At 66.3% G+C, this 25795-nt stretch carries 26 protein-coding genes and 1 pseudogene; 10 read left to right on the forward strand and 17 right to left on the reverse strand.

Annotation, left to right across the window (positions count from 1 at the left end; genetic code table 11):
• The first annotated feature begins 139 nt into the window (after positions 1-139).
• Positions 140-943: an inositol monophosphatase family protein gene (locus tag WJ12_RS10540; protein ID WP_034188908.1), complete on the forward strand. Its 804-nt coding sequence runs from the start codon at positions 140-142 to the stop codon at positions 941-943.
• Positions 944-1261: 318 nt separating this feature from the next.
• Positions 1262-2884, forward strand: coding sequence for an NAD(P)/FAD-dependent oxidoreductase (locus tag WJ12_RS10545; RefSeq protein WP_034188909.1), 1623 nt, complete (start codon positions 1262-1264; stop codon positions 2882-2884).
• 118 nt (positions 2885-3002) lie between these two features.
• On the opposite strand, the gene WJ12_RS10550 is transcribed toward WJ12_RS10545, so the two are convergent.
• On the reverse strand, positions 3003-3698 hold the full coding sequence (locus WJ12_RS10550) for a methyltransferase family protein (protein ID WP_059561985.1): 696 nt from the start codon (positions 3696-3698) through the stop codon (positions 3003-3005).
• A 365-nt stretch (positions 3699-4063) separates the two neighbouring features.
• Between WJ12_RS10550 and WJ12_RS34620 the strand changes: the two genes are divergently transcribed.
• Positions 4064-4600 carry a 2'-5' RNA ligase family protein gene (locus WJ12_RS34620; RefSeq protein WP_082744779.1) on the forward strand — a complete coding sequence of 179 codons (537 nt, stop codon included), beginning with the start codon at positions 4064-4066 and terminating at the stop codon, positions 4598-4600.
• 64 nt (positions 4601-4664) lie between these two features.
• Here WJ12_RS34620 and WJ12_RS34625 read toward each other — a convergent pair whose 3' ends face one another.
• The gene (locus WJ12_RS34625) at positions 4665-5243 is read right to left on the reverse strand and encodes a nucleotidyltransferase family protein (protein ID WP_124609714.1); all 579 of its coding nucleotides are present in this window, start codon (positions 5241-5243) and stop codon (positions 4665-4667) included.
• A 253-nt stretch (positions 5244-5496) separates the two neighbouring features.
• On the opposite strand from WJ12_RS34625, the gene mutS reads away from it, so the two are divergent.
• Complete coding sequence (gene mutS, locus WJ12_RS10555; protein WP_059561987.1) at positions 5497-8154, forward strand: DNA mismatch repair protein MutS; 2658 nt, start codon at positions 5497-5499, stop codon at positions 8152-8154.
• Positions 8135-9406, forward strand: coding sequence for a hypothetical protein (locus tag WJ12_RS10560; RefSeq protein WP_059561990.1), 1272 nt, complete (start codon positions 8135-8137; stop codon positions 9404-9406). Before mutS ends, WJ12_RS10560 begins: the two co-directional genes overlap by 20 nt.
• Here WJ12_RS10560 and WJ12_RS10565 read toward each other — a convergent pair.
• Positions 9386-9931 carry an FKBP-type peptidyl-prolyl cis-trans isomerase gene (locus WJ12_RS10565; RefSeq protein WP_034188913.1) on the reverse strand — a complete coding sequence of 182 codons (546 nt, stop codon included), beginning with the start codon at positions 9929-9931 and terminating at the stop codon, positions 9386-9388. The genes WJ12_RS10560 and WJ12_RS10565 overlap by 21 nt on opposite strands.
• A 32-nt stretch (positions 9932-9963) precedes the next feature.
• Between WJ12_RS10565 and WJ12_RS10570 the strand changes: the two genes are divergently transcribed.
• Positions 9964-11184: a cupin domain-containing protein gene (locus WJ12_RS10570; protein WP_059561992.1), complete on the forward strand. Its 1221-nt coding sequence runs from the start codon at positions 9964-9966 to the stop codon at positions 11182-11184.
• Between the two features lie 56 nt (positions 11185-11240).
• Positions 11241-11487, forward strand: a pseudogene (locus tag WJ12_RS37100) (hypothetical protein).
• Here WJ12_RS37100 and WJ12_RS36360 read toward each other — a convergent pair.
• The 11 genes from WJ12_RS36360 to WJ12_RS10620 form a co-directional block, all read right to left on the reverse strand.
• Entirely contained in the window at positions 11488-11691 is a 204-nt protein-coding gene (locus WJ12_RS36360) for a hypothetical protein (protein WP_006487056.1), read from the reverse strand.
• 103 nt (positions 11692-11794) lie between these two features.
• Complete coding sequence (locus WJ12_RS10575) at positions 11795-12571, reverse strand: MBL fold metallo-hydrolase (protein ID WP_059561995.1); 777 nt, start codon at positions 12569-12571, stop codon at positions 11795-11797.
• Between the two features lie 4 nt (positions 12572-12575).
• A complete protein-coding gene (gene bamC / locus WJ12_RS10580; protein ID WP_034188916.1) occupies positions 12576-13721 on the reverse strand; it encodes an outer membrane protein assembly factor BamC in 1146 nt (381 codons plus the stop codon).
• Positions 13722-13832: 111 nt separating this feature from the next.
• Entirely contained in the window at positions 13833-14735 is a 903-nt protein-coding gene (gene dapA, locus WJ12_RS10585) for a 4-hydroxy-tetrahydrodipicolinate synthase (RefSeq protein ID WP_034188917.1), read from the reverse strand.
• A 46-nt stretch (positions 14736-14781) separates the two neighbouring features.
• Positions 14782-15384 (reverse strand): class I SAM-dependent methyltransferase, encoded by a 603-nt coding sequence (locus tag WJ12_RS10590; protein WP_059561997.1) that lies wholly within the window; start codon positions 15382-15384, stop codon positions 14782-14784.
• Positions 15385-15392: 8 nt separating this feature from the next.
• Positions 15393-16595, reverse strand: a complete 1203-nt coding sequence (locus WJ12_RS10595) for a tryptophan--tRNA ligase (RefSeq protein WP_006487046.1) — start codon at positions 16593-16595, stop codon at positions 15393-15395.
• Between the two features lie 8 nt (positions 16596-16603).
• Positions 16604-17266: a site-2 protease family protein gene (locus tag WJ12_RS10600; protein WP_034188919.1), complete on the reverse strand. Its 663-nt coding sequence runs from the start codon at positions 17264-17266 to the stop codon at positions 16604-16606.
• A 47-nt stretch (positions 17267-17313) separates the two neighbouring features.
• Positions 17314-17946: an L-threonylcarbamoyladenylate synthase gene (locus tag WJ12_RS10605; RefSeq protein WP_034188920.1), complete on the reverse strand. Its 633-nt coding sequence runs from the start codon at positions 17944-17946 to the stop codon at positions 17314-17316.
• Positions 17947-18015: 69 nt separating this feature from the next.
• Positions 18016-18846: a 3',5'-nucleoside bisphosphate phosphatase gene (locus WJ12_RS10610; protein WP_059562000.1), complete on the reverse strand. Its 831-nt coding sequence runs from the start codon at positions 18844-18846 to the stop codon at positions 18016-18018.
• A gap of 82 nt (positions 18847-18928) precedes the next feature.
• Positions 18929-19819, reverse strand: coding sequence for an alpha/beta fold hydrolase (locus WJ12_RS10615; protein ID WP_059562003.1), 891 nt, complete (start codon positions 19817-19819; stop codon positions 18929-18931).
• A gap of 141 nt (positions 19820-19960) precedes the next feature.
• Complete coding sequence (locus WJ12_RS10620; RefSeq protein WP_059562005.1) at positions 19961-20818, reverse strand: ferritin-like domain-containing protein; 858 nt, start codon at positions 20816-20818, stop codon at positions 19961-19963.
• Positions 20819-20961: 143 nt separating this feature from the next.
• Between WJ12_RS10620 and WJ12_RS10625 the strand changes: the two genes are divergently transcribed.
• From WJ12_RS10625 to WJ12_RS10635, 3 genes are all read left to right on the forward strand, one after another.
• Positions 20962-21486: a gamma carbonic anhydrase family protein gene (locus tag WJ12_RS10625; RefSeq protein WP_034188924.1), complete on the forward strand. Its 525-nt coding sequence runs from the start codon at positions 20962-20964 to the stop codon at positions 21484-21486.
• A gap of 25 nt (positions 21487-21511) precedes the next feature.
• The gene (hslO, locus tag WJ12_RS10630) at positions 21512-22462 is read left to right on the forward strand and encodes an Hsp33 family molecular chaperone HslO (protein WP_034188925.1); all 951 of its coding nucleotides are present in this window, start codon (positions 21512-21514) and stop codon (positions 22460-22462) included.
• Between the two features lie 134 nt (positions 22463-22596).
• Positions 22597-22953, forward strand: coding sequence for a hypothetical protein (locus WJ12_RS10635; protein WP_049034861.1), 357 nt, complete (start codon positions 22597-22599; stop codon positions 22951-22953).
• A gap of 87 nt (positions 22954-23040) precedes the next feature.
• Here WJ12_RS10635 and ftsB read toward each other — a convergent pair whose 3' ends face one another.
• The 3 genes from ftsB to kdsA all read right to left on the reverse strand — a co-directional run bounded on the left by ftsB (position 23041) and on the right by kdsA (position 25792).
• A complete protein-coding gene (gene ftsB / locus WJ12_RS10640) occupies positions 23041-23466 on the reverse strand; it encodes a cell division protein FtsB (RefSeq protein ID WP_059562008.1) in 426 nt (141 codons plus the stop codon).
• Between the two features lie 81 nt (positions 23467-23547).
• On the reverse strand, positions 23548-24831 hold the full coding sequence (eno, locus tag WJ12_RS10645) for a phosphopyruvate hydratase (protein ID WP_006478406.1): 1284 nt from the start codon (positions 24829-24831) through the stop codon (positions 23548-23550).
• 106 nt (positions 24832-24937) lie between these two features.
• Entirely contained in the window at positions 24938-25792 is an 855-nt protein-coding gene (kdsA, locus tag WJ12_RS35875) for a 3-deoxy-8-phosphooctulonate synthase (protein ID WP_034188928.1), read from the reverse strand.
• Positions 25793-25795: the final 3 nt, after the last annotated feature.

A 25795-nucleotide genomic window follows, 5' to 3' on the forward strand; every position in this document is an offset into this window, starting at 1 on the left:
CGCGTCGCACACCGTGCGGCGCGGGTCGTACCCCGCTCTTTGTCAATTCGCGTCTCACCTCGCCCGGCATGCTTGCGCCGTTCCGGGCGGTTGTTCCACTTCGTGGCGGCCCGTGCCGCCGGCTACAGGATCCAGGCCCATGCATCCCATGCTCAACATCGCTGTCAAGGCTGCGCGCCGCGCCGGACAGATCATCAACCGCGCGTCCCTCGATCTCGACCTGATCGAGATCCGCAAGAAGCAGCAGAACGACTTCGTCACCGAAGTGGACAAGGCCGCCGAAGAGGCGATCATCGAGACGCTGAAGACCGCCTACCCCGATCACGCGATCCTCGCGGAAGAATCGGGCGAATCCGACAACGAATCCGAATTCAAGTGGATCATCGATCCGCTCGACGGCACGACCAACTTCATCCACGGCTTTCCGTACTACTGCGTGTCGATCGCGCTCGAGCACAAGGGCGTCGTCACGCAGGCCGTCGTCTACGATCCGAACAAGAACGACCTGTTCACGGCCACGCGCGGCCGCGGCGCGTACCTGAACGATCGCCGCATCCGCGTCGGCCGCCGCGACCGCCTGGCGGACGCCCTGGTCGGCACCGGCTTCCCGTTCCGCGAGAAGGACGGCCTCGACGCATACGCACGCCTCTTCACCGAAATGACGCAGGCCTGCACGGGCCTGCGCCGCCCGGGCGCGGCGGCACTCGATCTCGCGAACGTCGCGGCCGGCCGCCTCGACGCGTTCTTCGAGCAGGGCATCAACGTGTGGGACATGGCGGCGGGCAGCCTGCTGATCACCGAGGCCGGCGGCCTCGTCGGCAACTACACGGGCGACGCCGATTTCCTGCATCGCCATGAGATCGTCGCGGCAAACCCGAAGATCTACGCGCAGATGATCCCGATCCTCAACCGCTACAGCCGCTTGCATCCGGCAGCGGAGTAAACGCCCGGGCCGCGCCCGCATGGCGCGGCTTTCGCGCAAACGCTCGCGGGCATCGCCAGGATCGCGTGCCGTCCGCCTCCCGGTCACCCGGGAGGCGCGGTAATCTTCCGTGCGCAAGGCGTGCTTCGTGCGCCTATCCTGAAGTTGCCCGAGTTGTCCGGACGGGTCGGCGCGCTGCCGCTCGCACCGCTTGCCCGTAACGACAACGAATGGTTTGCGCCCGGCAGGCGCGCGCGGCGAACAACGCCGTCATCGGCATGCCGGCCCCCCCCTGTATCAACATCGCCACGGCGCCGTGGCAATCGCATCCGAGTCCCCATGTTACGGCTAAGCGAAATCAAACTCCCCCTCGACCACCCCGAAAGCGCGCTCGAGGCCGCGATTCGCGCGCGCCTCGCCGAGCTCGGCGTGGCGGCGGACGCGCTCCTCCGTTACACCGTGTTCCGTCGCGCGCACGATGCGCGCAAGCGTTCGGACATCAAGCTCACGTATATCGTCGATCTCGAGGTCAAGGACGAAGCGGCCGCGCTCGAGCGCATCGCCGGCAAGCCGCATTGCGGCGTGACGCCCGACATGGCCTACCACTTCGTCGCGAAGGCGCCCGAGCGCGCCGATTTCCTGCGCCCGGTCGTCATCGGCATGGGGCCGTGCGGCCTGTTCGCAGGCCTGATCCTCGCGCAGATGGGCTTCCGCCCCATCATCCTCGAACGCGGCAAGGCCGTGCGCGAGCGCACCAAGGACACCTTCGGCCTGTGGCGCAAGAGCGTGCTCAACCCCGAATCCAACGTGCAGTTCGGCGAAGGCGGCGCCGGGACCTTTTCCGACGGCAAGCTGTACAGCCAGATCAAGGATCCCCACCACTATGGCCGCAAGGTGCTGGACGAGTTCGTCAAGGCCGGCGCGCCGGAAGACATCCTGTACCTGAGCCGGCCGCACATCGGCACGTTCCGCCTCGTCAGCATGGTGGAAAAGATGCGCGCGTCCATCCACGAACTCGGTGGCGAAGTGCGTTTCGAAACGCGGGTCGACGACATCGAGATCGACCAGGGCAAGGTGCGCTCGCTCAAGCTGTCGAACGGCGAAACGCTCCGGTGCGACCATGTCGTGCTGGCCGTCGGCCACAGCGCGCGCGACACGTTCCAGATGCTGCACGATCGCGGCGTCCATATCGAGGCGAAGCCGTTCTCGCTGGGTTTCCGGATCGAACATCCGCAGGGGCTGATCGACCGCAGCCGCTTCGGCAAGTTTGCGGGCCACAAGCAGCTCGGCGCGGCCGACTACAAGGTGGTCCATCACTGCAGTAACGGCCGGGCCGTCTACAGCTTCTGCATGTGCCCGGGCGGCACGGTGGTCGCGGCGACCTCCGAGCCGGGCCGTGTCGTCACCAACGGGATGAGCCAGTATTCGCGCGCCGAGCGCAATGCGAACGCCGGCATCGTCGTCGGCATCACGCCGGACGACTATCCCGGCGGCCCGCTGGCGGGCATCGCGTTCCAGCGCAAATGGGAGGAACGCGCGTTCGAACTCGGCGGCGGCGACTACCGCGCGCCGGGCCAGCTGGTCGGCGATTTCATCGCGGGCCGGCCGTCGACCTCGCTGGGTTCCGTGGAGCCGTCGTACAAGCCCGGCGTGAATCCGACCGACCTCAGCACCGCGCTGCCGGACTACGTGATCGAAGCCATCCGTGAAGCCCTGCCCGAGATCGACAAGAAGATCGCCGGCTTCGCGATGCACGACGCCGTGCTGACCGGCGTGGAGACACGCACGTCTTCACCGATCCGGATTCGACGCAAGGACGACTACCAGAGCATGAACGTCGAAGGCCTGTATCCGGCCGGCGAAGGCGCCGGATATGCGGGCGGCATCTATTCGGCCGCCATCGACGGCATCGAAGTCGCGCAGGCGGTCGCACTCAGCATGACGTCGGGGCACACGTCCTGACAGGCCGGAAGGGGTCAGCGCGCGAAGGTCCGTGACCTGAGCGCGCCGACTTTTTTCATGTCTGCCGCACGGGTGCGCTTCGTCGACGCTCGGCCATTGCGCGCTTTCCGCATTCCCGTCAAAACACGCCCGGAATCAGCCGGTACCGGACTGTCGCCTTGTACGCGCGATAATCGGCATCCTCCGACAGCACCCGTTCTTCCATGCTGATTCGGCCGATCTGCAACAGCATCCAGACGCCGATCGTGACCACGTTTCGGGTACTGAAGTTGGCAAGCAGGAAACCGATTTCGGACAACAGATAACCGGCATAGATCGGGTGCCGCATGAACCGGTACGCGCCGGTCGAGACGACCCCGCGATTCGCCGGCAGCAAGCCGAACGAGCGTCCGAGCGACAGTTTGGCGAACAGCTGCCACGCGATCCCGATAATTTGCCAGGTGCCCCCCGCCCACTCCGGAATCAGTTGGGTACTGGCGGTCAGCTGATAGGTCAGGCAGTAGAACGAGCCGCCCAGAGAAAAGCACACCGCGACGGGATGCCAGTCGCGCTGTTTCGGCAGTTTCGCAAAAGCCGACATGCCGACGGTCAGTACCGCGGAAACCAGCAGCAGGATCAGCGTGATCCGGCTCGGGTCCGATCGCCACGGTATATAGATCAGATAGGCAAATACGCCCAGCACGGTGACCGACGCCACGCGAGCGCAAAGCTCGATCCAATTGATCCGCTCCGACTCATCCGCGACCGCCGTAACGTGCGGCACCAGGGTATTCTGCGCGCACGCGCCCCCCGCGTCCTGTATGGCCTGCTTCATGGTTGTGCCCCGTAACTCATTGCGTTTTTATATATTGCCGTTTCAGACTAGCACGCTCCCCTCCTTGAAACTTGTCTAAGTTTCAGTTTAGAGAGGTTGATTGGTGTAAGTCCCGAGAGAACAGGCGATTAAAACGGCCGAGTCACTGGAGCAGGTGGCGTGCCAAACGTTTCACAGTTTGCGGCACTCTTCGGCGGACGAAATCGCCTGCAGTCTCCGGTAACGGGCGGCTGGTGTCTTCGATGAAATGGGGGCCTGATTATCCGCACTGTTAAGGCTCTGATCGGAAGGTTACGCTGCAAGCTACGCCACCGCATTCCTACCGTATTGCCGCAATGCGGCGGCCGCCAAAAGAGGATCGCAGTATGGTCACGACAGCGTTTGTCGTCGAAGTTTCCGCAGCCGAACCTGCAGTCGCCGACCTGCGGCGGCGCTTCGATGCTTCTGCAAGCCTGGGCGTCCCGCCACATATCACGCTTCTGTTCCCTTTCATGTCACCCGACGAAATTACGTCGACCGTAATACGACAATCCGAAAGCGCGTTGAGCTTTGTGCCATCGTTCGATTTTTCGTTGACGCAGATTGGTCGGTTTCCGACCACCACCTATCTCACCCCCGACCCTGCCGAGCCGTTCGTCGCACTGACAACTGCCTTAGTCGAACGCTTTCCCGGATATCGTCCGTACGGCGGCGTACACGATGGCACGATTCCGCATCTGACTGTCGCGCACGGTGACGCCGCAACCGCAAATTCCGCAGCCATCGCGCTGGAAGAACGTCTGCGCATGCTTGCGCCGATTCGAACGCGGTGTAGTTCCGTGTCTTTGCTTGAAAACACCTCAGGGCGCTGGAAACAGATGCATGTATTCGAACTTCCCGCAATCAACGTGCGGAGCCGATAGGCCCAGCCCCACCACGCCCGCAACACTATTGAATGCGCCAGTGACACCGGTACGCCTCGGATAATCAGCAAGGTACGATGACAACTCGAGGCCAGCGCTTTCGGTATTGCTTTTCCGCTACACGCTTTCGATATGTCTCGACACTCACTCGCCGTGGGTTGCGCCGAATGACCATTGAAAAAAGATCGTCCAGCCCATGAGGCGCAATAACGTCGACCGAGTCGTCATCACGAAGCACGACCCCGACCGAGGTCGCAAATTCGGGCCACGACGCGACTGACTCCTCCAGCGAACCCAATGGTGAAACTGGATGGCCAAAGGTTCGCTCGAACCAGAGGTGAACGGCGGCCTGATTGGTTACCTCCCAGCGCACACCGGGAAGCATGTCGGTCAAACGAAGCTTGAAGCGCGCGTCCCGTGCGGCGGAGAAATCGGTCGAGTCAAAGTAAGCAACATCGATGTCCGATAGCGCAGACGGCGTCCGAAACGCGTGCAGTTCATCCCACACCAGGTTGCGTACCGCTCCTGCCCCAATACACCATGAGGTGAGCTTCAGGCTACGCGTGGCGACGAGTGCCGCCCAGAACCATTCCGATTGGCGCACGATACTCGTGAGACGTGCTTCCAAGTCGACTGCTGACATGGGCGCTTTTTCTCCATTGACGACGCGTTGACTGCCGGCCAAACAGCGCAAGATCCAATAGCGGAAATCGGCAATCAACTTGCCCACCCTTCCGGACGATTGTCGTCCCATCCGAGCGTCATCGTCCAACTATTCGGACACGTGATCTGCCACGCTCCCTCGCCCGCACCTGGCCAAACGGCGAACTTCGCGCGTGCACGTGGACGCGACTGGTAAACTCGTGCAACCCAAGCAACAACTTCCCGCCTGACCTATGACCACGCTGTCGCCCGAAGCCTTCGCCGGCCATACTCCGATGATGCAGCAGTACCTGCGCATCAAGGCCGATCATCCCGACACACTCGTCTTCTACCGGATGGGCGACTTCTACGAGCTGTTCTTCGAGGACGCGGAAAAGGCCGCACGCCTGCTCGACCTGACCCTCACGCAGCGCGGCGCGTCGGCCGGCACGCCGATCAAGATGGCCGGCGTGCCGCATCACGCGGTCGAACAGTATCTGGCGAAGCTCGTGAAGATGGGCGAATCGGTCGCGATCTGCGAGCAGATCGGCGACCCTGCCACATCGAAGGGGCCGGTCGAGCGCAAGGTCGTGCGTGTCGTCACGCCCGGCACGCTGACCGATGCCGCGCTGCTGTCCGACAAGAACGACGTGTACCTGCTCGCGATGTGCACGGGCCACAACAAGCGCGGCGTCGCGGTCAATGTCGGCCTCGCCTGGCTGAACCTCGCCAGCGGCGCGCTGCGGCTCGCCGAAATCGAACCCGATCAGCTCGCAGCCGCGCTCGAGCGCATCCGGCCGGCCGAAATCCTGACGCCGGACGGTGCGACCGACGCCGTGCCCGCAAGTGCAGGCGCGAGCAAGCGCGTGCCGGCCTGGCACTTCGACATCGCATCGGGCGCGCAGCGCCTGTGCGACCAGCTCGACGTCGCGAGCCTCGACGGATTCGGCGCCCATTCGCTGACGAGCGCGTGCGGCGCAGCCGGCGCGCTGCTGCTCTATGCGGCAGCCACGCAAGGCCAGCAGTTGCGGCACGTGCGCAGCCTGAAGGTCGAGAACGAAACCGAATACATCGGACTCGATCCGGCCACGCGCCGCAACCTCGAACTGACCGAGACGCTGCGCGGCACCGAATCGCCGACGCTGTATTCGCTGCTCGACACCTGCTGCACGACGATGGGCAGCCGCCTGCTGCGTCACTGGCTGCATCACCCGCCGCGCGCGTCGGTCGCCGCGCAATCGCGCCAGCAGGCAATCGGCGCGCTGCTCGATGCGCCGGCGAACGCGAGCCTCGACGCGCTGCGCGGCGCGCTGCGCCAGATCGCCGACGTCGAACGGATCACCGGGCGGCTCGCGCTGCTGTCCGCGCGCCCGCGCGACCTGTCGAGCCTGCGCGATACGTTCGCCGCGCTGCCGGCACTGCGCGAGCGCATCAGCGCGATCGTCGCGAATGCCGATGCGCTCACGCGCGTCGACGCGGCGCTCGCACCGCCCGCGGAATGCCTCGACCTGCTCACCAGCGCGATTGCGCCCGAGCCTGCCGCGATGGTGCGCGACGGCGGCGTGATCGCGCGCGGCTACGACGCGGAACTCGACGAACTGCGCGACATCTCGGAGAACTGCGGGCAGTTCCTGATCGACCTCGAAGCGCGCGAACGCGCGCGCACCGGCATCGCGAACCTGCGCGTCGAATACAACAAGGTGCACGGCTTCTACATCGAGGTCACGCGCGGCCAGACGGACAAGGTGCCCGACGATTACCGCCGCCGCCAGACGCTGAAGAACGCCGAGCGCTACATCACGCCCGAACTGAAAACCTTCGAGGACAAGGCGTTGTCCGCGCAGGAACGCGCGCTCGCGCGCGAGCGCGCGCTGTACGACTCGGTGCTGCAGGCACTGCTGCCGTTCATCCCCGAATGCCAGCGCGTCGCGTCGGCACTCGCCGAGCTCGACCTGCTCGCCGCCTTCGCCGAACGTGCACGCGCACTCGACTGGGTCGCGCCCACCTTCACCGACGAGATCGGCATCGACATCGAACAGGGGCGCCACCCGGTCGTCGAAGCGCAGGTCGAGCAGTTCATCGCGAACGACTGCCGGTTCGGGCCCGAGCGCAAGCTGCTGCTGATCACCGGCCCGAACATGGGCGGTAAATCGACGTTCATGCGGCAGACCGCGCTGATCGCGCTGATGGCTTACGTCGGCAGCTACGTGCCGGCGAAGTCGGCGTGCTTCGGCCCGATCGACCGGATCTTCACGCGCATCGGCGCAGCCGACGATCTCGCGGGCGGCCGTTCGACGTTCATGGTCGAGATGACCGAAGCCGCGGCCATCCTCAACGATGCGACACCGCAAAGCCTCGTGCTGATGGACGAGATCGGGCGCGGCACGTCGACGTTCGACGGCCTCGCACTCGCGTGGGCGATCGCCCGCCATCTGCTCGCGCACAACGCGTGCTACACGCTGTTCGCGACACACTACTTCGAGCTGACCCAGTTGCCGGCCGAATTCCCGCAAGCGGCCAACGTCCACCTGTCGGCCGTCGAACACGGCCACGGCATCGTGTTCCTGCACGCGGTCAACGAAGGCCCGGCGAACCAGAGCTACGGCCTGCAGGTCGCGCAGCTCGCCGGCGTCCCGGCCCCGGTGATCCGCGCCGCACGCAAGCACCTCGCGTATCTCGAACAGCAGTCGGCATCGCAGCACACGCCGCAACTCGACCTGTTCAGCGCGCCGCAGGCGGTCGTCGACGATCTCGAATGCGCGGATGCGCCGGCGTTGCCGGACACGACGCATCCGGCGCTCGACAAGCTGCGCGACATCGATCCCGACGATCTCAAGCCGCGCGAGGCGCTCGACCTGCTGTACGAACTGCGCACGCTGGTCCGGTCGCACGATGCCGACGGCCACGCTTGAACGCGTCTCGCCGGGCCTGCCGGCTCGCGCGGCCGCCGCGCTCGTCGCGGCGGTACTCGTGCTCGCGCAGGCCGGCGCGCAGGCTGCACCGCCGAAGCGCACCGCCGCGCCCTACTCGTTCGCGGTCGTGTCGGGCGTCATCAACGGCCCGGCGGACGAACCGTCCGCCCAGCGGCTGCTCGATGCGATCGCGCGCGAGCGCAACCTCGCTTTCGTCGTCTATGCGGGCGATCTCAAGGGTTCGAAGGAAGCGTGCCGCGACGCGCTGTATTCACAGCGCGGCGCGATCCTGGATTCGGCACGCGTGCCGCTCGTGTTCATTCCCGGCCACGACGACTGGTTGACGTGCAATACGGCAGCCGGCGGCGGTTACGATCCGGTCGAGCGGCTCGACTTCCTGCGGCAGACGCTGCTCGCCGATGCGGCATTGCCCGACCCCGGCGCGCTGCAGATCACGCGGGAGAGCGAAGTCGCACGGTTCCGGCCATATCGCGAGAATGCCCGCTGGATGCGCGACGACATCGTCTACGTCGCGCTCAACGCACCGGCACCGAACAACCATTACCTGACGGCCGGCGGCCGCAACGGCGAATTCGAGGATCGCATCATCGCGAACGGTTTCTGGATCGACCACGCGGCCGAATACGCGAAGCGGCGCGAAGCGCGCGCGATGGTGGTGATTTTTGAAGGCGATCCGCAGTTCGAACGCTACGAACGCGCGGAACGCTTTGCGTGGCTGCGTTTCAACCGGCCGCGCGTACGCGACGGCTTCCGTGAACTGAAACGTACGCTGGTGAAGGCAGCGGCGACGTTCCGCGGCCCGATACTGGTGATGCACGCGAGCGGCGAACCGCTGGCGAACGGTTTCCTGATCGACCGGCCGCTGCGTGCCGACGACGGGGAGCTGATAGGAAACGTGACGCGCGTCGCGATCGGACCACGCCATCCGGCGAATCAGTGGGTCAAGGTAAGCGTGTCGCCATCGCGGCAGACGATCTTCAACGTCAGCCTGCAGGAGGTGCCGAAGAACCTGCCGGTGCCGCCCACGCTGCCGCTCGTGCCGCATGACGACGTGCCGCTGCCGCAGATGCCGGAAATCCCCGCGCTGCCGGCACTGCCCGACTCGTCGTCGGTCGCGCCGCCGCTGCAGGGTGACGGCGCCGCTCCGGGCGGCGCGTCGTGGCCGGCGCCGCCCCCTGCATCGGGGCCGGCGCCCGGCCTGCCTGCAAGCTCAGTGCAGGGTACGCCCTGACGACGGCGCTTCGCCGTCTTCGTCTTCGTCCTCGTCGACGATCTCGAGCCCTTCGGCGCCATGCGCGTGCTCATGTTCGATTTCGTCTTCGGTGGCTTCGCGAACGTCCTTCACGGTCAGCGCGAAACGCAGCGCCATGCCGGCCAGCGGGTGATTGCCGTCGAGCACGACCTTGTCTTCGGCGATGTCGGTGACCGTATAGATCAGCGAGTCGACTTCCTCGTCGCCGTCTTCCGGCGTGCCTTCGAACTGCATGCCCACTTCGAGCGGCTCGGGAAAACGATCGCGCGGCTCGACCTTCACGAGTTCCGGATCGTAGTCGCCGAACGCGTCCTGCGGCTCGAGCTGCACCTGCGCCTCGTAGCCCGGCTCGTGGCCGTCGAGCTGTTCCTCGATCTTGGGGAACGTGCCATCATAGCCGCCGTGCAGATAGACCATCGGCTCGTCGCTTTCCTCGATCAGATTGCCCTGTGCATCCGACAGCTTGTAAGTGACCGACACGACGGTGTTTTTTGCGATTTTCATCCAATTCTCCCAAATACAACTGTCATTATACGATGCGCAACCGGTCTCAAGCCGAACTGCGGGATGCCGCTGCCGCCCCGCTCGGCGCGCCGCCTTCCGATCTTCCCACACCGCTGCTCGGCGGTCTTACGCCGGCGCAATTCATGCGCGGCTACTGGCAGAAGAAGCCGCTGCTGATCCGCCAGGCGATCCCCGGCGTCGCTTCACCGGTCTCGCGCGACGCGCTGTTCGAGCTCGCCGCCGACTATGACGCGGAATCGCGACTCATCACCCATTTTCGTAACAAGTGGCAACTGTCGCACGGCCCGTTCGAACCGGGCTCGCTGCCGGCCGTCACGCGCAAGGCATGGACCCTGCTCCTGCAGGGGCTCGACCTGCACGTCGACGCGGCGCGCGCGCTGCTCGACCGCTTCCGCTTCATCCCCGACGCGCGACTGGACGACCTGATGATCTCGTATGCGACGGACGGCGGCGGCGTCGGCCCGCATTTCGATTCATACGACGTCTTCCTGCTGCAGGTCGAAGGCCGGCGCCGCTGGCGCGTCGGCGCGCAGAAGGATCTGTCGCTGCAACCGGACGTACCGCTGAAGATCCTCGAAAACTTCGAGCCGAGCGACGAATGGGTGCTGGAGCCCGGCGACATGCTCTACCTGCCGCCGCACATCGCGCACGACGGCGTCGCCGAAGGCGAGTGCATGACCTGCTCGATCGGCTTCCGGGCCCCGTCCGCCGGCGAACTGGGCGCCCAGTTCCTGTACTATCTCGCGGAGCGCGGCGGCCTGCGCGACGGGGGCGGCAACGACCTCTACCGCGACCCGAAGCAACCGGCCGTCGACACGCCCGCGCAATTGCCTCCGGCGATGGTCGAGCGTGTCGCCGAGATCGTCGACGCGATCCGCTGGCGCAAGCGCGACGTCGCCGAATTCCTCGGTTGCTACCTGAGCGAGCCCAAGCCGAACGTCGTCTTCGACCCGCCGGCGCGCCCGTTGTCCGAGTCCGCGTTCGTCACGCAAGCGTCACGGCGTGGCGTGTGTCTCGACAGAAGGGCCGCATTGATGTATAACGCGCGCTCGTACTTCATTAATGGCGAGGAAGGACCGCTCGAGCAGGCCGATGAATGGCTGCCCGAACTGGCCAATCAACGCCAGATGGAGGCGAAACGGTTTGTAACACTATCCCGGGTTCCCTCGATGACAGCCTTGTTGCACGAGTGGTATTGTGCGGGCTGGATACGGGTCGGAAGCCGGAATTAGTGTGAGTCGCCCCGTATGCCCGTACGGATCAAATTCTGTATGGGAAAGACAACGTATTGACCCCGCATTTGTCGACGGTCGATAGGAAAGTGCATATAATTTCCGCCCAAGCCGTAGGGAAGATTCACGCTCTAAGAAGTGCATCTCCACCAGCGGCCCAGGTCGGTGTTGGAGCACATTACCGGTATTGTTTCGCGCTGTTGCTTACCTTTAACCATAAAAGGACGTGATCATGAAGAAATCCCTCCTCGTAGCTTCCCTGTTGGCTGCTGTTGCACTGGCTGCTTGCAACAAGAGCGCTGATCAAGCTGCTTCGTCGGCTGCAAGCGACGCGGCTGCTGCTGCTTCGTCGGCTGCTTCGGCAGTTGCTGGTGCTGCGAGCGACGCTTCGGCTGCTGCTTCGTCGGCAACGGCTGCTGCGAGCGACGCTGCTGCTGCAGTGGCGTCGGCTGCTTCGGCAGCGACGGCTGCTCCGGCTTCGGGCGCAAGCCAGTAAGCCTTCAGCATCAGCTGAAAAAAAACCGGCCCGAGGGCCGGTTTTTTTACGTCTGCCGTTTCCGAACACCGCGCCCGGCAGCCGCACCGGGCCGCAGCAGCGGCCCTGCCCTGCTCATCCGAGCATCAGCCAGTCGAAGCCCGCGTCCTGCGAGGCCACGATCACGTCCTCTCCGTCCGTCCCCAGCACGCCGCCAAACGCCCGGCGGGCCAGTTCCGGCAGGTTGTTCTGCTGGCTCAGGTGAGCCGCGACCAGGTGCTGGAGGCGGCTGCGCTCGAGCGACGCGAGAATGTCGGCCGCCGCGTCGTTGCTCAGGTGGCCATGGTTGCCGCCGATCCGCGCCTTCAGCGATTGCGGATAGCGGCTCGCGGCCAGCATCGCGGTATCGTGGTTGGATTCGAGCACCAGCGCGTCACAGCCGCTCAGGACGGCCGTAATGTGCGGCGTAGCCATCCCGACGTCCGTCAGCACGCCGAGCCGGCTGCAGCCGTCCATGAAGACGAACTGGAGCGGCTCCCGCGCATCGTGGGGGACCGTATAGGGCATCACGGCCAGATCGCGGATCGGGGCCGTCTCGTCGCCCCACAGCACGTGGAGATCGACATCGGCGTCGTCCGCGCCCACCGCGCGCGCGGTGCCCCAGCTCATGTAGAGCGGCAGCGACGCACGGCGGGCGAGCGTCAGCGCGCTGCCGACGTGGTCGCTATGTTCGTGGGTGATGAGAATCGCATCGAGATCGTCGATGGCGAGATTCAGTCGGCCGAGCCGGCGCTCGACCTCCTTGGCGGAAAAGCCGCAGTCGAGCAGCACGCGGGTGGTCGTCGTGCCGCTCGAGGCCTCGACGACCAGCGCATTGCCTTCGCTGCCGCTTCCGAGGCTGGCGAATCGCACGCGCTCAGTTCAGCTGAGCGTGCAGCAGCGAGATGATCCGCTGCGCGTCCGACGAGTTGTCGATCTGGCCGTTCGCACCGACCACCGCGACCTGCGTACCGCCGGCGCCCTGCGCGCGCACGTTGACGAGATATTCCTTGCCCGGCTTCGCCGCTGACGGGCCGCCGTAGAACAGCTTGCCGAACAGGCCGTCACGCTTGAGCTCTTCCATCGAATTCGCATAGCGCACGGTGTACACGCCCTTCTCGCGGTCGCGATTGTCGACCGTGAAGTTGGTGCGGTCGAGCGCCAGGCCCACGCGCAGCCACGCGCGATCGAACGACTCGGCCAATTGCAGCGTCGCCGCGCCGCTGCTCGTGTCGCTGACCTGCGCCGGCGCCGTCGCGGGGCGCGCATCGGTCAGCAGTTGCTTCGCCTGGGCGTCGGTGAGGCCGAACTTCTGCATCAGCTTCGACAGGAACACGGCTTCGAGCACCGGGTTGCGCGGACGCTCTTCCCAGCGCGACGACGTGCCGCCCTGCGGGCCGACCATCATTTCCTCCATCGCGCTGTGCGTGATCGAGATGTCGGTGTTGCCGTCCGACGTACGGTTCACGAGCGTGCGGAAACGGTCGCGTGTGCCCGACGAATACGCGAAATCGATGACCTTGCCGATCGTGCGGCGGAACCAGTCGTCCGGAATGTTCGCGCGGTTTTCGGCCCAGTCGGTGGCCATGATGCCGGTCGACGGCGCGTCGGTCTTCAGCGAGAAGCCGTTCTCCTGCCAGAACTCCTTCAGGATCGGCCACAGCTGCTCGGGCGTGCGGCCATCGACGACGAGCCAGCGGCGATCGCCGTCGCGCTCGATGTGCATGCCGAGCGGATCCTGCGCGCTCGGGATGCCGTCGGTCGCGTTGCCGGCCTGCGTCGTGACCCGCGGCGGCAGCGTGCCGAGCCCGGCGTTGCTCGGCGGCGCAACGAACTGCTGCGTCGTCGGCACCGGCTTCAGGTCGCTCGGCACGGCCAGCGGCGGCGCCGACCCGGTGTTCTTGTAGTTGACCCGGTCGGGGGCCAGGTAATCGTTCAGCGTATCGCAGCCAGCGAGCGCGCCCAGCGCCAGCGCCACCACCGACAGCTGGATGGCGCGAGAGGAAATGGCGAAACGTTTCATGAAATCCTTCGTCTTGCTAGAACGCTCGTCAGGAGCGGCGCCGGACGGAGCCGGCCGGTGCGGGTTGATCAGGGGTCGAGCCGGCGGCCGCAGGACGCGGCCGCCTCGGCATCAGAGGACGCCGGCCTCGACGAGAGCCGAACGCACGGCATCGTGGCAGCGCTCGTCGAGCGCCGTGAGCGGCAGCCGGATGCCGCCCTGCATCTTGCCCATCGCCTGCAGCGCCCACTTCACGGGGATCGGGTTCGCCTCGATGAACAGGTTCTTGTGCAGCGACAGCAGCTTCATGTGCAGCGCGCGGGCCGTCTGGACGTCGCCGGCCAGCGCCGCGCGGCACAGATCGCTCATCGCACGCGGTGCGACGTTCGCCGTCACCGAGATATTGCCGTGGCCGCCGAGCAGCATCAGCGCGATCGCGGTCGGATCGTCGCCGCTGTAGATCGCGAAATGCTTCGGCGCGGCCTTGATCAGATGCGCGGCGCGATCGATGTTGCCGGTCGCTTCCTTCACGCCGATGATGCCCGGCACTTGCGCGAGGCGCAGCGTCGTCTCGTTCGCCATGTCGGCGACCGTGCGGCCCGGCACGTTGTACAGGATCACCGGCAGGTCGACCGCTTCGGCGATCGTCCGGAAATGGCGGTACATGCCTTCCTGCGTCGGCTTGTTGTAGTACGGCACGACCTGCAGCGTCGCGTCCGCGCCGACGGCCTTCGCGTGCTTCGTCAGCTCGATCGCCTCGGCGGTCGAGTTGCCGCCCGCGCCCGCGATGATCGGGATGCGCTTCGCCGCATGCTCGACCGCCGTGCGGATCATCAGGATGTGCTCTTCGACGTTGAGCGTTGCCGACTCGCCGCTCGTCCCGACCACGACGAGCGCATCGGTGCCTTCCGCGATGTGCCAGTCGATCAGTTTGCGAAACGCCGGCAGGTCGAGACTGCCGTCTTCGAGCATCGGGGTGACGATCGCGGGGATGCTGCCGCGGATTTGAATGCCGTCTTGGGTGCCGTTAGCCATGAAACGCGATTGAATGTGTACCGGTAAACGTTGAGATTGTAGCGGATTAGCCGGGCAGTTCGTAACGTGGAATTCCCGCCCCCGCCTTCGGGGTCGCGCCCTCGCGCACCGCGCTGAGACGCTGGACGAACGCCTCGCGCGGCGCGGCGACGAAACCGTCCTCGTACGCAACCACCCGCAGGTGGCCGTGCACGGCGTCCAGCAACTCGCCCGGGGCGAGCAGGAACGCGGGGTTGGACGGTTTGCCGACCGTTTCGTTTCCTTGCGCGAAGGTTTCGTAGATCAGCACGCCGCCCGGCGCCACCGCATCGAGCAGATGGGGCCAGAGCGGACGATGCAGGTAGTGGGTGACGAGCACGGCCGAAAACCGCTCGCCGGCCGGCAGCGGCCACGGCGCGCCTTCGAGATCGGCCGCACGGGCATCGACGCCGGGAATCGCCCGCAACGCGGCCAGCGCGGCCGGATCGCGGTCGAGCGCGACGACCGGATGCCCGCGCGACGCGAACCAGCGCGCATGGCGCCCGCCGCCCGCGGCGACGTCGAGCACCGCGCCGCCGGCCGGCACGAGCCGCGACCATTGCGCGACCCAGCGCGACGGCTCGGCCTGGGCGGCGTGGCCGCCCGCGGCGGCGATGACGGATTCGCTCATGCGCCGGATCAGTTGTACGACAGGCCCATCGCGTCGCGCACGTCGCGCATCGTTTCCGTCGCGTACTTGCGTGCCTTGTCGCAACCGTCCGCGACGATCGCGCGCAGCAGCGACGGATCGTCCATGTACTTCTGCGCGCGCTCGAGCATCGGCTGCTGTTCGCGCAGGATGCCCTCGACGACCGGCTGCTTGCAGTCGAGGCAACCGATGCCCGCCGAGCGGCAGCCCTTCTGCACCCACTCGTGCGTCGCTTCGTCCGTATAGACCTGGTGCAGCTGCCACACCGGGCACTTGTCGGGATCGCCCGGATCGGTGCGGCGCACGCGCGCGGGGTCGGTCGGCATCGTGCGGACCTTCTTCGTGATCGTCTCGGCGTCTTCGCGCAGGCCGATCGTGTTGCCGTACGACTTCGACATCTTCTGCCCGTCGAGGCCCGGCATCCGCGATGCCTCGGTCAGCAGCGCCTGCGGCTCGACCAGGATGATCTTGCGCGCACCCTCGAGATAGCCGAACAGACGCTCGCGGTCGCTCATCGACAGGCTCTGCGATTCCTGCAGCATCGCGCGCGCCTGTTCGAGCGCCTCGTCGTCGCCCTCCTGCTGATACGCGTTGCGCAGTTCGTGATAGAGCTTCGCGCGCTTGCCGCCGAGCTTCTTCGCGGCTTCGAGCGCCTTCTCCTCGAAGCCCGGCTCGCGGCCGTACAGGTAGTTGAAGCGGCGCGCGATCTCGCGCGTCATCTCGACGTGCGGCACCTGATCCTCGCCGACCGGCACGAGCGAGCCGCGATACAGCAGGATGTCGGCCGCCATCAGCACCGGGTAGCCGAGGAAGCCGTAGGTGGACAGGTCCTTGTCCTTCAGCTTCTCCATCTGCTCCTTGTAGGTCGGCACGCGTTCAAGCCAGCCGAGCGGCGTGCTCATGCCGAGCAGCAGCGCGAGTTCCGCGTGCTCGGGCACCTTGCTCTGGATGAACAGCGTCGCCTGCGCCGGATCGATGCCGGATGCGAGCCAGTCGATCAGCACGTCCCACACGTTCTTCTCGATGACCTCGGGCGTCTCGTAGTGCGTCGTCAGCGCATGCCAGTCGACGACGCAGAAGAAACACGGGTACTCGGACTGCAGCTTCACCCAGTTTTTCAGCACGCCGTGGTAATGACCGAGGTGCAGCGACCCGGTAGGTCGCATGCCGGAGAAAATACGTTCTGGGAACATGATTGTCGTTAGAAAAGCGAGGCGAATGGGGACAGGATGGCGCTCAGGACGGCATAACCGACGTTGACGAGCGGGCGCAGCCAGAAGTTCGTCAGCACGCCCGTCGCGACCAGCGCGAGGACGATGATGAAACCGTACGGCTCGATGCGCGACAGCGCGATCGATTGCTTCGGCGGCAGCAGCGCCGCCAGGATACGGCCGCCGTCGAGCGGCGGCAGCGGAAACAGGTTCAGCACGCCGAGCACGAGGTTCGCGCTGACGCCGGCGAACGCCATCCGCGTGAAGAACGGCTCGTCGATGCCGACGGCGGGCAGCACGAGGGTCAGCAGGCCCCAGACCAGCGCCTGCACGAAGTTGCAGGCCGGACCCGCGAGCGATACCCACAGGCTGCCCCAGCGCGGATTGCGCAAATTGCCGAACGAAACCGGCACCGGCTTCGCATAGCCGAACAGGAACGCGCCGCCCGTCACGAAGTACATCACGAGCGGGATCGCGATCGTGCCGAGCGGATCGATGTGGCGCATCGGGTTGAACGACACGCGCCCCATCACGTAGGCGGTGTTGTCGCCGAGCAGGCGGGCGGCGTAGCCGTGCGCGGCCTCGTGCAGCGTGATCGCGAAGATCACGGGCAGCGCGTAGACGGCGATGGTCTGTATCAGGGAAGCATCCATATCGCGTTATTGTAACAAGCGCATTCGCGCAAAATTGAACGACCCGCTCAGGCGGCCGAGAGGCCGAACGGTTCCAGCGCGCCGCGCCCCGCACGCACGAGCTCCGGCGCGTCGCCGGTCAGGTCGATCACCGTCGACGGTTCGCGCGGGCAGGCGCCGCCGTCGATCACGAGGTCGACCTGTTTCTCGAGCCGCGTGCGGATTTCCTCGGGATCGTTGAGCGGCTCGTCGTCCGGCGGCAGGATCAGCGTCGTGCCGAGCAGCGGCTGGCCGAGCGACTCCAGCAGCGCGAGCGTGATCGCGTGGTCGGGCACGCGCAGCCCGATCGTCTTGCGCGACGGATGCGACAGCCGGCGCGGCACTTCCTTGGTCGCCTGCAGGATGAACACGTACGGGCCCGGCGTCACCGACTTGATCTGCCGGTACTGGCGGTTGTCGACCATCGCGAAGTTGGCCAGCTCCGACAGGTCGCGCACGAGCAGCGACAGGTGCTGCTTCTCGTCGAGGCCGCGAATCCGGCGCACGCGCTCGACCGCATCCTTGTCGTCGAGATGGCACGCGAGCGCATAGCTCGAATCGGTCGGCATCGCGATCACGCCGCCCTTGCTGATGATCTCCACGGCCTGCTTGATCAGGCGCGGCTGCGGATTATCCGGATGAATCCTGAAGAACTGGGACATGGGGGTACGTAAAGGGGGATGAATCGGCAACGCACGGCGGCGGCACGGGCGGCGCTCCGCCGCCCGGCGTCAGAGCCAGCGCTCCCAGACCGGCGTGAGGTCGGACGGCAACGGCGGCAGGCTGCCGAGCTCGACGCGGCCCTCGCCCGGCGCATGGAAATCGGAGCCGCGCGACACTTCGAAGCCGAAGCGACGCGCGACGTCCGCGTATTCGCGGTACTGGTCGGGCGTATGGCTGCCCGTGATGACTTCGATCGCGCGGCCGCCCAGATCGATGAACTCGCCAAAGAAGGCGTCGAATTCGACGGGCGTGTACCGGTAGCGGCCCGGATGCGCGACCACGGCTTCGCCGCCCGCCGTACGGATCCAGCCGACCGCGTCGGACAGCGATGCCCAGCGATGCGGGACGAAGCCGGGCTTGCCGTCGCCGAGCAGGCGGTCGAACACGTCGGACGTCGATTCGGCGTGGCCGTTCTCGACGAGAAAGCGCGCGAAATGCGTACGCGAGATCAGGTCGGGATTCGACACGTACTTCAGCGCGCCGTCGTATGCACCGGGAATGCCGAGCGTCACAAGCTGCTCGCCGATCGCCACCGCGCGGGCCGCACGACCGTGGCGCGTACGGTACAGGCCGTCGACCAGCGCCGGGTTCGCGGGATCGATGTTCAGGCCGACGATGTGCACGGTGCGCGACGCCCACGTGACCGAAATCTCGACACCGCTCAGGTAGCGCATGCCGAGCGCTTCCGCCTCGCTGCGTGCCGCTGCCTGGCCGCCGATTTCATCGTGGTCGGTCAGCGCCCACAGGGTCACGCCGCCCGCATGTGCGCGGCGCGCGACGTCGGCAGGCGACAGCAACCCGTCGGAAACATTGGAATGGCAGTGGAGATCGGCGTTCATTGTCGGTATGGCAGGTAAGGCTTCATTCTACTGCAACGCGGCAATTGCGCCGCCCGCCTGCCCTGCCGCCGGCGTCGCGCGCCTACGCGCAGAACGCCTCGATCAGCGCCGCGACCTGCTCGGGCTGGTCGTGATGCACCATGTGACCGGCGTCCTCGACGAGCTTTTCGCGCCAGTCGGGGAACGCGGCGAAGCGCGCCTTGAACTCGGGCAGCGGGATGTCGCCGGCGATGTGCGCGAGCGTCGGTGAGTTGACGGCTTCGACGTGCAGCACCTTCGCGCGCACCTGCTTCCACGTGGCCATCACCTCGTCGAGCCGGTACAGCAGCGGGCCGGGCATCTTGTGCGCCGGGTCGGCCAACAGGTGGTAGAGACCGTCGTCGCCGCGCGTCGACCAATGCTCGGCGAGGAATGCGGCCCGGCGCGGGGCGAGCCGCGGATTGGTCTTGATCAGGCGCGCCGCCACGTCGTCGAGGGACGCGTAGGGCCGCAACGCGGGCGGCTCGCGCAGCTCGTCCAGCCAGCCGCGCAACCGGCGCGGCGCCTGTTCGGCACGCGCGGGCGCGAGCCCGAAGCCTTCGAGGTCGACCACGCGCCGCACGCGTTCCGGCCGAGCGCCGGCGTACAGGCACACGACGTTCGCACCCATGCTGTGGCCGACCAGGTTGACTTCGCCGCCCGGCGCATAGTGGTCGACGAGCGCATCGAGATCGCCCAGGTATTCGTGGAACCAGTAGTGGCCGCCGCCCTGCCGGGCGACCGGCCAGTCGGACAGCCCGAAACCGCGCGCATCGGGCGCGATCACCTGCCAGTCGCCCGCGAACGCATCGACGACGAACTGGAACGACGCCGCGACGTCCATCCAGCCGTGCAGCATGAACAGCGTCGGCGCATCGGGCCGGCCCCAGCGCCGCACATGCAGCCGGACGCCGCGCACCGTGACGAAATCGGAAACAGAACTCGAGGCACTCATTGCAGCCGCCAAAAAAAGAATGGTCGTTCGATTATAGCGGCGGCGCTTCCGTTCCGGCGGCCCGCAATCGAGGCCGCGCTCTAGCGGCGGCGGCATTCGAGCGGCCGCCGGCTCGCACCGCCGGCCGGGCGCGCGGGTCGGCTAACGTGCCGCGTGTGCGTCCGCGGCGTCCTGCGCGGTCAGTTCGTCGAGTTCGGCCTGCTCGAAGCCGGCATCGCGCCGCGCGTCGACATTGAACGGGCCGCGCAGCCGCGGCGCATGGTATTGCCCGGCGAGCTGCCGGTAGGTCGGCACCGGATCGCGGCCGGCTGCGTCGCACAGATGCCGGAACCAGCGGTTGCCGATCGCGACATGGCCGATCTCGTCGCGCAGGATCACGTCGAGGATCGCGGCCGACGCGTCGTCGCCCGCCTGCACGAGCCGCGCCCGGATCGGCGGCGAGGCATCGAGCCCGCGCGCCTCGAGCGTGCGCGGCACGAGCGCCATGCGCGCCAGCACGTCGCCCTTGGTCCGCTCGCACATCTCCCACAGTCCGTTGTGCGCGGGAAAATCGCCGTACGCATGCCCGAATGCCGCCAGCCGGTCGGACAGCAGCGTGAAGTGATAGGCCTCCTCGGCCGCCACCTTCAGCCAGTCCGCGTAGAACGCATCCGGCTGGCCCGCGAAGCGCCAGACCGCGTCGAGCGCCAGGTTGATCGCGTTGAATTCGATATGGGCGAGCGCGTGCAGCAGCACCGCGCGCCCTTCGGGCGAACGCATGCTGCGCCGTTGGAGCTGGCGCGGCTCGACGAGCGGCGGGCGGGCCGGACGTCCGGGCAGGTCGGCCGGTTCAGGCAACGCGAGCGACGGTGCGATCGTGGCCTGCCCGGCCCGCAGCGCATCGTGCAGCGCGCGGACCCGGGCTGCCTTCGCCGCCGGTTCGGACAGGCACAGCGCATCGAGCGCCACGCGGCGCACGCAGGCCGGCGCGATGCCGGAAGAAGAAGACTCCATGCTCATAAACGGGGACACCTTGCGTACGCGTCGCGGGAGCACCTGCACGCGACGGTTTACAATATGCGTTTGTTCCGCGGCGCCACGCGCCGGGCAAACCGGACGCGCCATTTTACCGGCGCCCCTCATCGAAGAGACAAGGAGACTCCGTGACGATCTACAAGCTGGGCGAGACGGCCCCGACGATCCACGAAAGCGTGTTCGTCGCCGATACGGCGGCCATCATCGGCAAGGTCGTGCTCGAGGAGAATTCGAGCGTGTGGTTCGGCGCGACGATTCGCGGCGACAACGAGACCATCGCCGTCGGCGCGGGCAGCAACGTCCAGGAAGGGGCGGTCCTGCATACGGACCCGGGCTTTCCGCTGACGATTGCCGAAAACGTGACGATCGGGCACCAGGCGATGCTGCACGGCTGCACGATCGGCGAAGGTTCGCTGATCGGGATCCAGGCGGTGGTCTTGAATGGAGCGGTCATCGGCCGCAACTGTCTGGTGGGTGCCGGCGCGGTCGTGACGGAAGGCAAGACGTTCCCGGACAACTCGCTGATTCTCGGCGCGCCGGCGAAAGTCGTGCGCGAGCTGTCGGCGGAAGACATCGCGCGGCTGCGCGCGAACGCGAAGACGTATGTCGAGCGGCGCGCGCATTTCAAGGAGCAACTCGTGCGGATCGGGTGATTCGCGCGGATTTCAAGGAAGAAGAGTGAGCGACCAGTTACAGAAATTCATGTTCAATGCGGCGCCCGTGCGCGGCGAGATCGTTTCGCTGCGCAATACGTGGCAGGAAGTGCTCGCCCGCCGCGACTACCCCGCCCCGGTGCGCACGGTGCTCGGCGAGATGATGGCCGCGTGCGCGCTGCTGTCCGCGAACCTGAAATTTCACGGCACCCTGATCATGCAGATCTTCGGCGACGGGCCGGTCCAGATGCTGGTCGTCCAGTGCGGCTCGGATCTGTCGATGCGGGCTACCGCGAAATTCGCCGGCGACGCGGCGCAGACGATCGGCGACGACACGAGCTTCGCGTCGCTCGTCAACGCGAGCGGCCACGGCCGTTGCGTGATCACGCTCGACCCGGCCGACAAGCTGCCGGGCCAGCAGCCGTACCAGGGCATCGTGCCGCTGAACGGCGTCGACGGCCCGCTCGAATCGGTGTCGCAGGTACTCGAGCACTACATGCATCACTCAGAGCAGCTCGACACGCGGCTGTGGCTCGCGGCCGATCGCGACCGCGCGGTCGGCATGCTGCTGCAGAAGCTGCCGGGCGACGGCGGCATCGTGCCGCGCAACGCCGAAACCGATATCGACACGTGGGAGCGCGTCTGTACGCTCGGCGGTACGCTGTCCGCGAAGGAGCTGCTCGAGGTCGAACCGGAAGTCGTGTTCCGCCGGCTCTTCTGGCAGGAAAACGTGCAGCACTTCGAGCCGGCCGGCACGCGCTTCCAGTGCTCGTGCTCGCGCGAGAAGGTCGGCGCGATGCTGCGCATGCTCGGCCGCGAGGAAGTCGACAGCGTGATCGTCGAGCGCGGCCACGTCGAGATCCACTGCGAGTTCTGCAACCAGCGCTACGAATTCGATCCCGTCGACGTCGCGCAGCTGTTCGCGGCGCCCGGCGTCGAGACCGGCATCGCGCCGGCAACCGACCAGCGTCACTGAGCGGCGTGCCCGTGCCCGCCACCCGGGCACGGGCGCATAATGACGCACGAGCGCCGCACGCACGGTTCTGGCGCCGGAGGCCCGGCCTTCGGCGCACACCGCTTCCCGCCGTCGGCGCGCTGCAGGAGAAACACATGAATCGCCTCCGCCCGTTTCGCCCCCTCATCCTGACGAGCGTCGCCGCCGGCACGCTCGCGCTCGCCGGCTGCGCGATGCCGCCGCCGACTTCCACGATCCTGAGCCGCCTGCCCGAGCCGGGCGCGTCGAACGGCCGCCCACCCGCGCTGTCGAGCGCCGAACGCAAGCGCTACGACGAAATCGACCAGCAGGTCCTGCGCGAACAGAACAGCGCGATCGCAGCCGAGGCCGCCGCGCGCGCATGGGCGTACTACTCGCCGCCACCCGTGACGGTCTACGGCGGGTATTACGGCGGATGGGGAAATCGCTGGGGAACGGGTATCGGCTACGGCTACCCGGGCTGGTGGTGGTAAGCCGTCAATCGATCGATTGATGCCTGGCAGGAAATAAAAAAGCGCGGTATTTCCCGCGCTTTTCCAATGGATTCGACCGTATCGCGATCAGTGATGCGCTGACTTGCCCTTGTCGCCGCCATGGTGCCGCGACGGCTTCGCGATCGACTGCGGATTCGGCACGACACGCACCGGCGCCGCGGAGACGGTACCACGCGTCGACGTGTTCGACGGCGTGTTGTTCATCGGCCCCGCAGGCGCATTGGGCGACACGAACTGCACGAATACCTCGCCGTCCTTCACCATGCCCATCTCGTAGCGCGCACGCTCCTCGATGGCCGCGGTGCCGCTCTGCAGATCCTGCACTTCGCCGGCCGTGCGCTCGTTGCGCAGCTTCTCGTCCGCATTCTTCTGGAGCTGGTCGTCGAGCTGCTGACGCAATTCATGCACCCGCAGCCAGCCGCCGTGTCCCCACCATAGGGGGTACTGAATGAGCGCCAGCAAGGCAATCAGGACGACAGTGACAAGCCGCATGTAAGAGACGCAGATATAAGAAGCGCCGCTCCGCGCACGAGCACAGAGCGGCGTCGATATGACAAACCCGATAGTAGCGCGTTAGCGCAGGTTATAGAAAGCCGATTTACCCGGGTAGCTCGCGATGTCGCCGAGATCTTCCTCGATGCGCAGCAGCTGGTTGTACTTCGAGATGCGGTCGCTGCGCGACAGCGAACCCGTCTTGATCTGACCGGCGTTCAGGCCGACCGCGATGTCCGCGATCGTCGAATCTTCCGTTTCGCCCGAGCGGTGCGAGATCACGGCCGTGTAGCCCGCGCGCTTCGCCATTTCGATCGCCGCGAACGTTTCGGTCAGCGTACCAATCTGGTTGATCTTGATGAGGATCGAGTTCGCGATGCCCTTCTCGATGCCTTCCTTCAGGATGCGCGTGTTGGTGACGAACAGGTCGTCGCCGACCAGCTGCACCTTCTTGCCGAGGCGGTCGGTCAGCAGCTTCCAGCCGTCCCAGTCGCTTTCGTGCATGCCGTCCTCGATCGACACGATCGGGAACTTGTCGGCGAGCGTCGCGAGGTAGTCGGTGAATTCGGCCGACGACAGTTGCAGGCCTTCGCCCGCGAGCTGGTACTTGCCGTCGTGGTAGAACTCGGATGCCGCGCAGTCGAGCGCGAGCAGCACGTCTTCGCCCGCACGGTAGCCGGCCTTCTCGATCGCCTGCAGGATCGTCGACAGGCACTCGTCGTTGCTGCCGAAGTTCGGCGCGAAGCCGCCTTCGTCGCCGACCGCCGTGCTCATGCCGCGGTCGCTCAGGATCTTCTTCAGCGCGTGGAACACTTCCGCGCCGCAACGCAGGGCTTCACGGAACGTCGGCTGGCTGACCGGGACGATCATGAATTCCTGGATGTCGAGGCTGTTGTTCGCGTGCGCGCCGCCGTTGACGATGTTCATCATCGGCACCGGCAGCTGCATGGCGCCCGAACCGCCGAAGTAGCGGTACAGCGGCAGGCCGGCCTCTTCGGCGGCCGCCTTCGCGACGGCCATCGACACGGCCAGCATCGCGTTCGCGCCGAGGCGCGACTTGTTGTCGGTGCCGTCCAGCTCGAGCAGCGTCTTGTCGAGGAACGCCTGTTCCGACGCGTCGAGGCCCATGATGGCTTCGGAGATTTCGGTGTTGATGTGCTCGACGGCCTTCAGCACGCCCTTGCCGTTGTAGCGGCCGGCTTCGCCGTCGCGCAGTTCGATCGCTTCACGCGAGCCGGTGGACGCGCCCGACGGCACCGCCGCGCGGCCCATCGTGCCCGATTCGAGCAGCACGTCGCATTCGACGGTGGGGTTGCCGCGCGAATCCAGAATCTCGCGGCCGATGATATCTACGATGGCACTCATGGGTTTCCTCTGAGAATGACGATGGATTCTTCAAACTGCGACGGCGCGCGCGCCGAAACCGCTTTCGCTACAGACGCGCGAAGCCGTCGCAAGGTTCATTCGATCTTTAATTGAAATCGTTTTCCAGGAACGGATTGCGCTTCACCGCCTGGTCGAGCGTGACGAGCGTCTCCAGCAACGCGCCCATCCGGTTCAGCGGCACCGCGTTCGGGCCGTCCGACTTCGCTTCCGCCGGATTCGGGTGCGTTTCCATGAAGAGGCCGGCGACACCCGTCGCGACCGCCGCACGCGCGAGCACCGGCACGAATTCGCGCTGGCCGCCCGAGCTCGTACCCTGCCCGCCCGGCAACTGCACCGAGTGGGTCGCGTCGAACACGACCGGCGCGTGCGTCTCGCGCATGATCGCGAGCGAGCGCATGTCCGACACGAGATTGTTGTAGCCGAACGAGACGCCGCGCTCGCACGCCATGAAGCGGTCTTCCGACAGCCCCGCTTCGCGTGCCGCGTCGCGCGCCTTGTCGATCACGTTCTTCATGTCATGCGGCGCGAGGAACTGGCCCTTCTTGATGTTCACGGGCTTGCCCGAGCGCGCGCATGCGTGGATGAAGTCGGTCTGGCGGCACAGGAACGCCGGCGTCTGCAGCACGTCGACGACCGACGCGACCTGCTCGATCTCGTCGATCGCGTGCACGTCGGTCAGCACCGGCAGGCCGAGCTGGCGCTTCACCTCGGCGAGGATCCGCAGGCCTTCGTCCATTCCGAGGCCGCGGAACGACTTGCCCGAGCTGCGGTTCGCCTTGTCGTAGGACGACTTGTAGATGAACGGAACGTTCAGCTTCTCGCAGATCTCCTTCAGGCGGCCCGCCGTGTCGATCGTCATTTGCTCCGATTCGACGACGCAGGTACCCGCGATCAGGAAGAAAGGCTTGTCGAGACCGACCTCGAAATCGCACAGCTTCATGCT

Source organism: Burkholderia seminalis (assembly GCF_001718535.1).
Classification (GTDB): Bacteria; Pseudomonadota; Gammaproteobacteria; order Burkholderiales; family Burkholderiaceae; genus Burkholderia; species Burkholderia seminalis.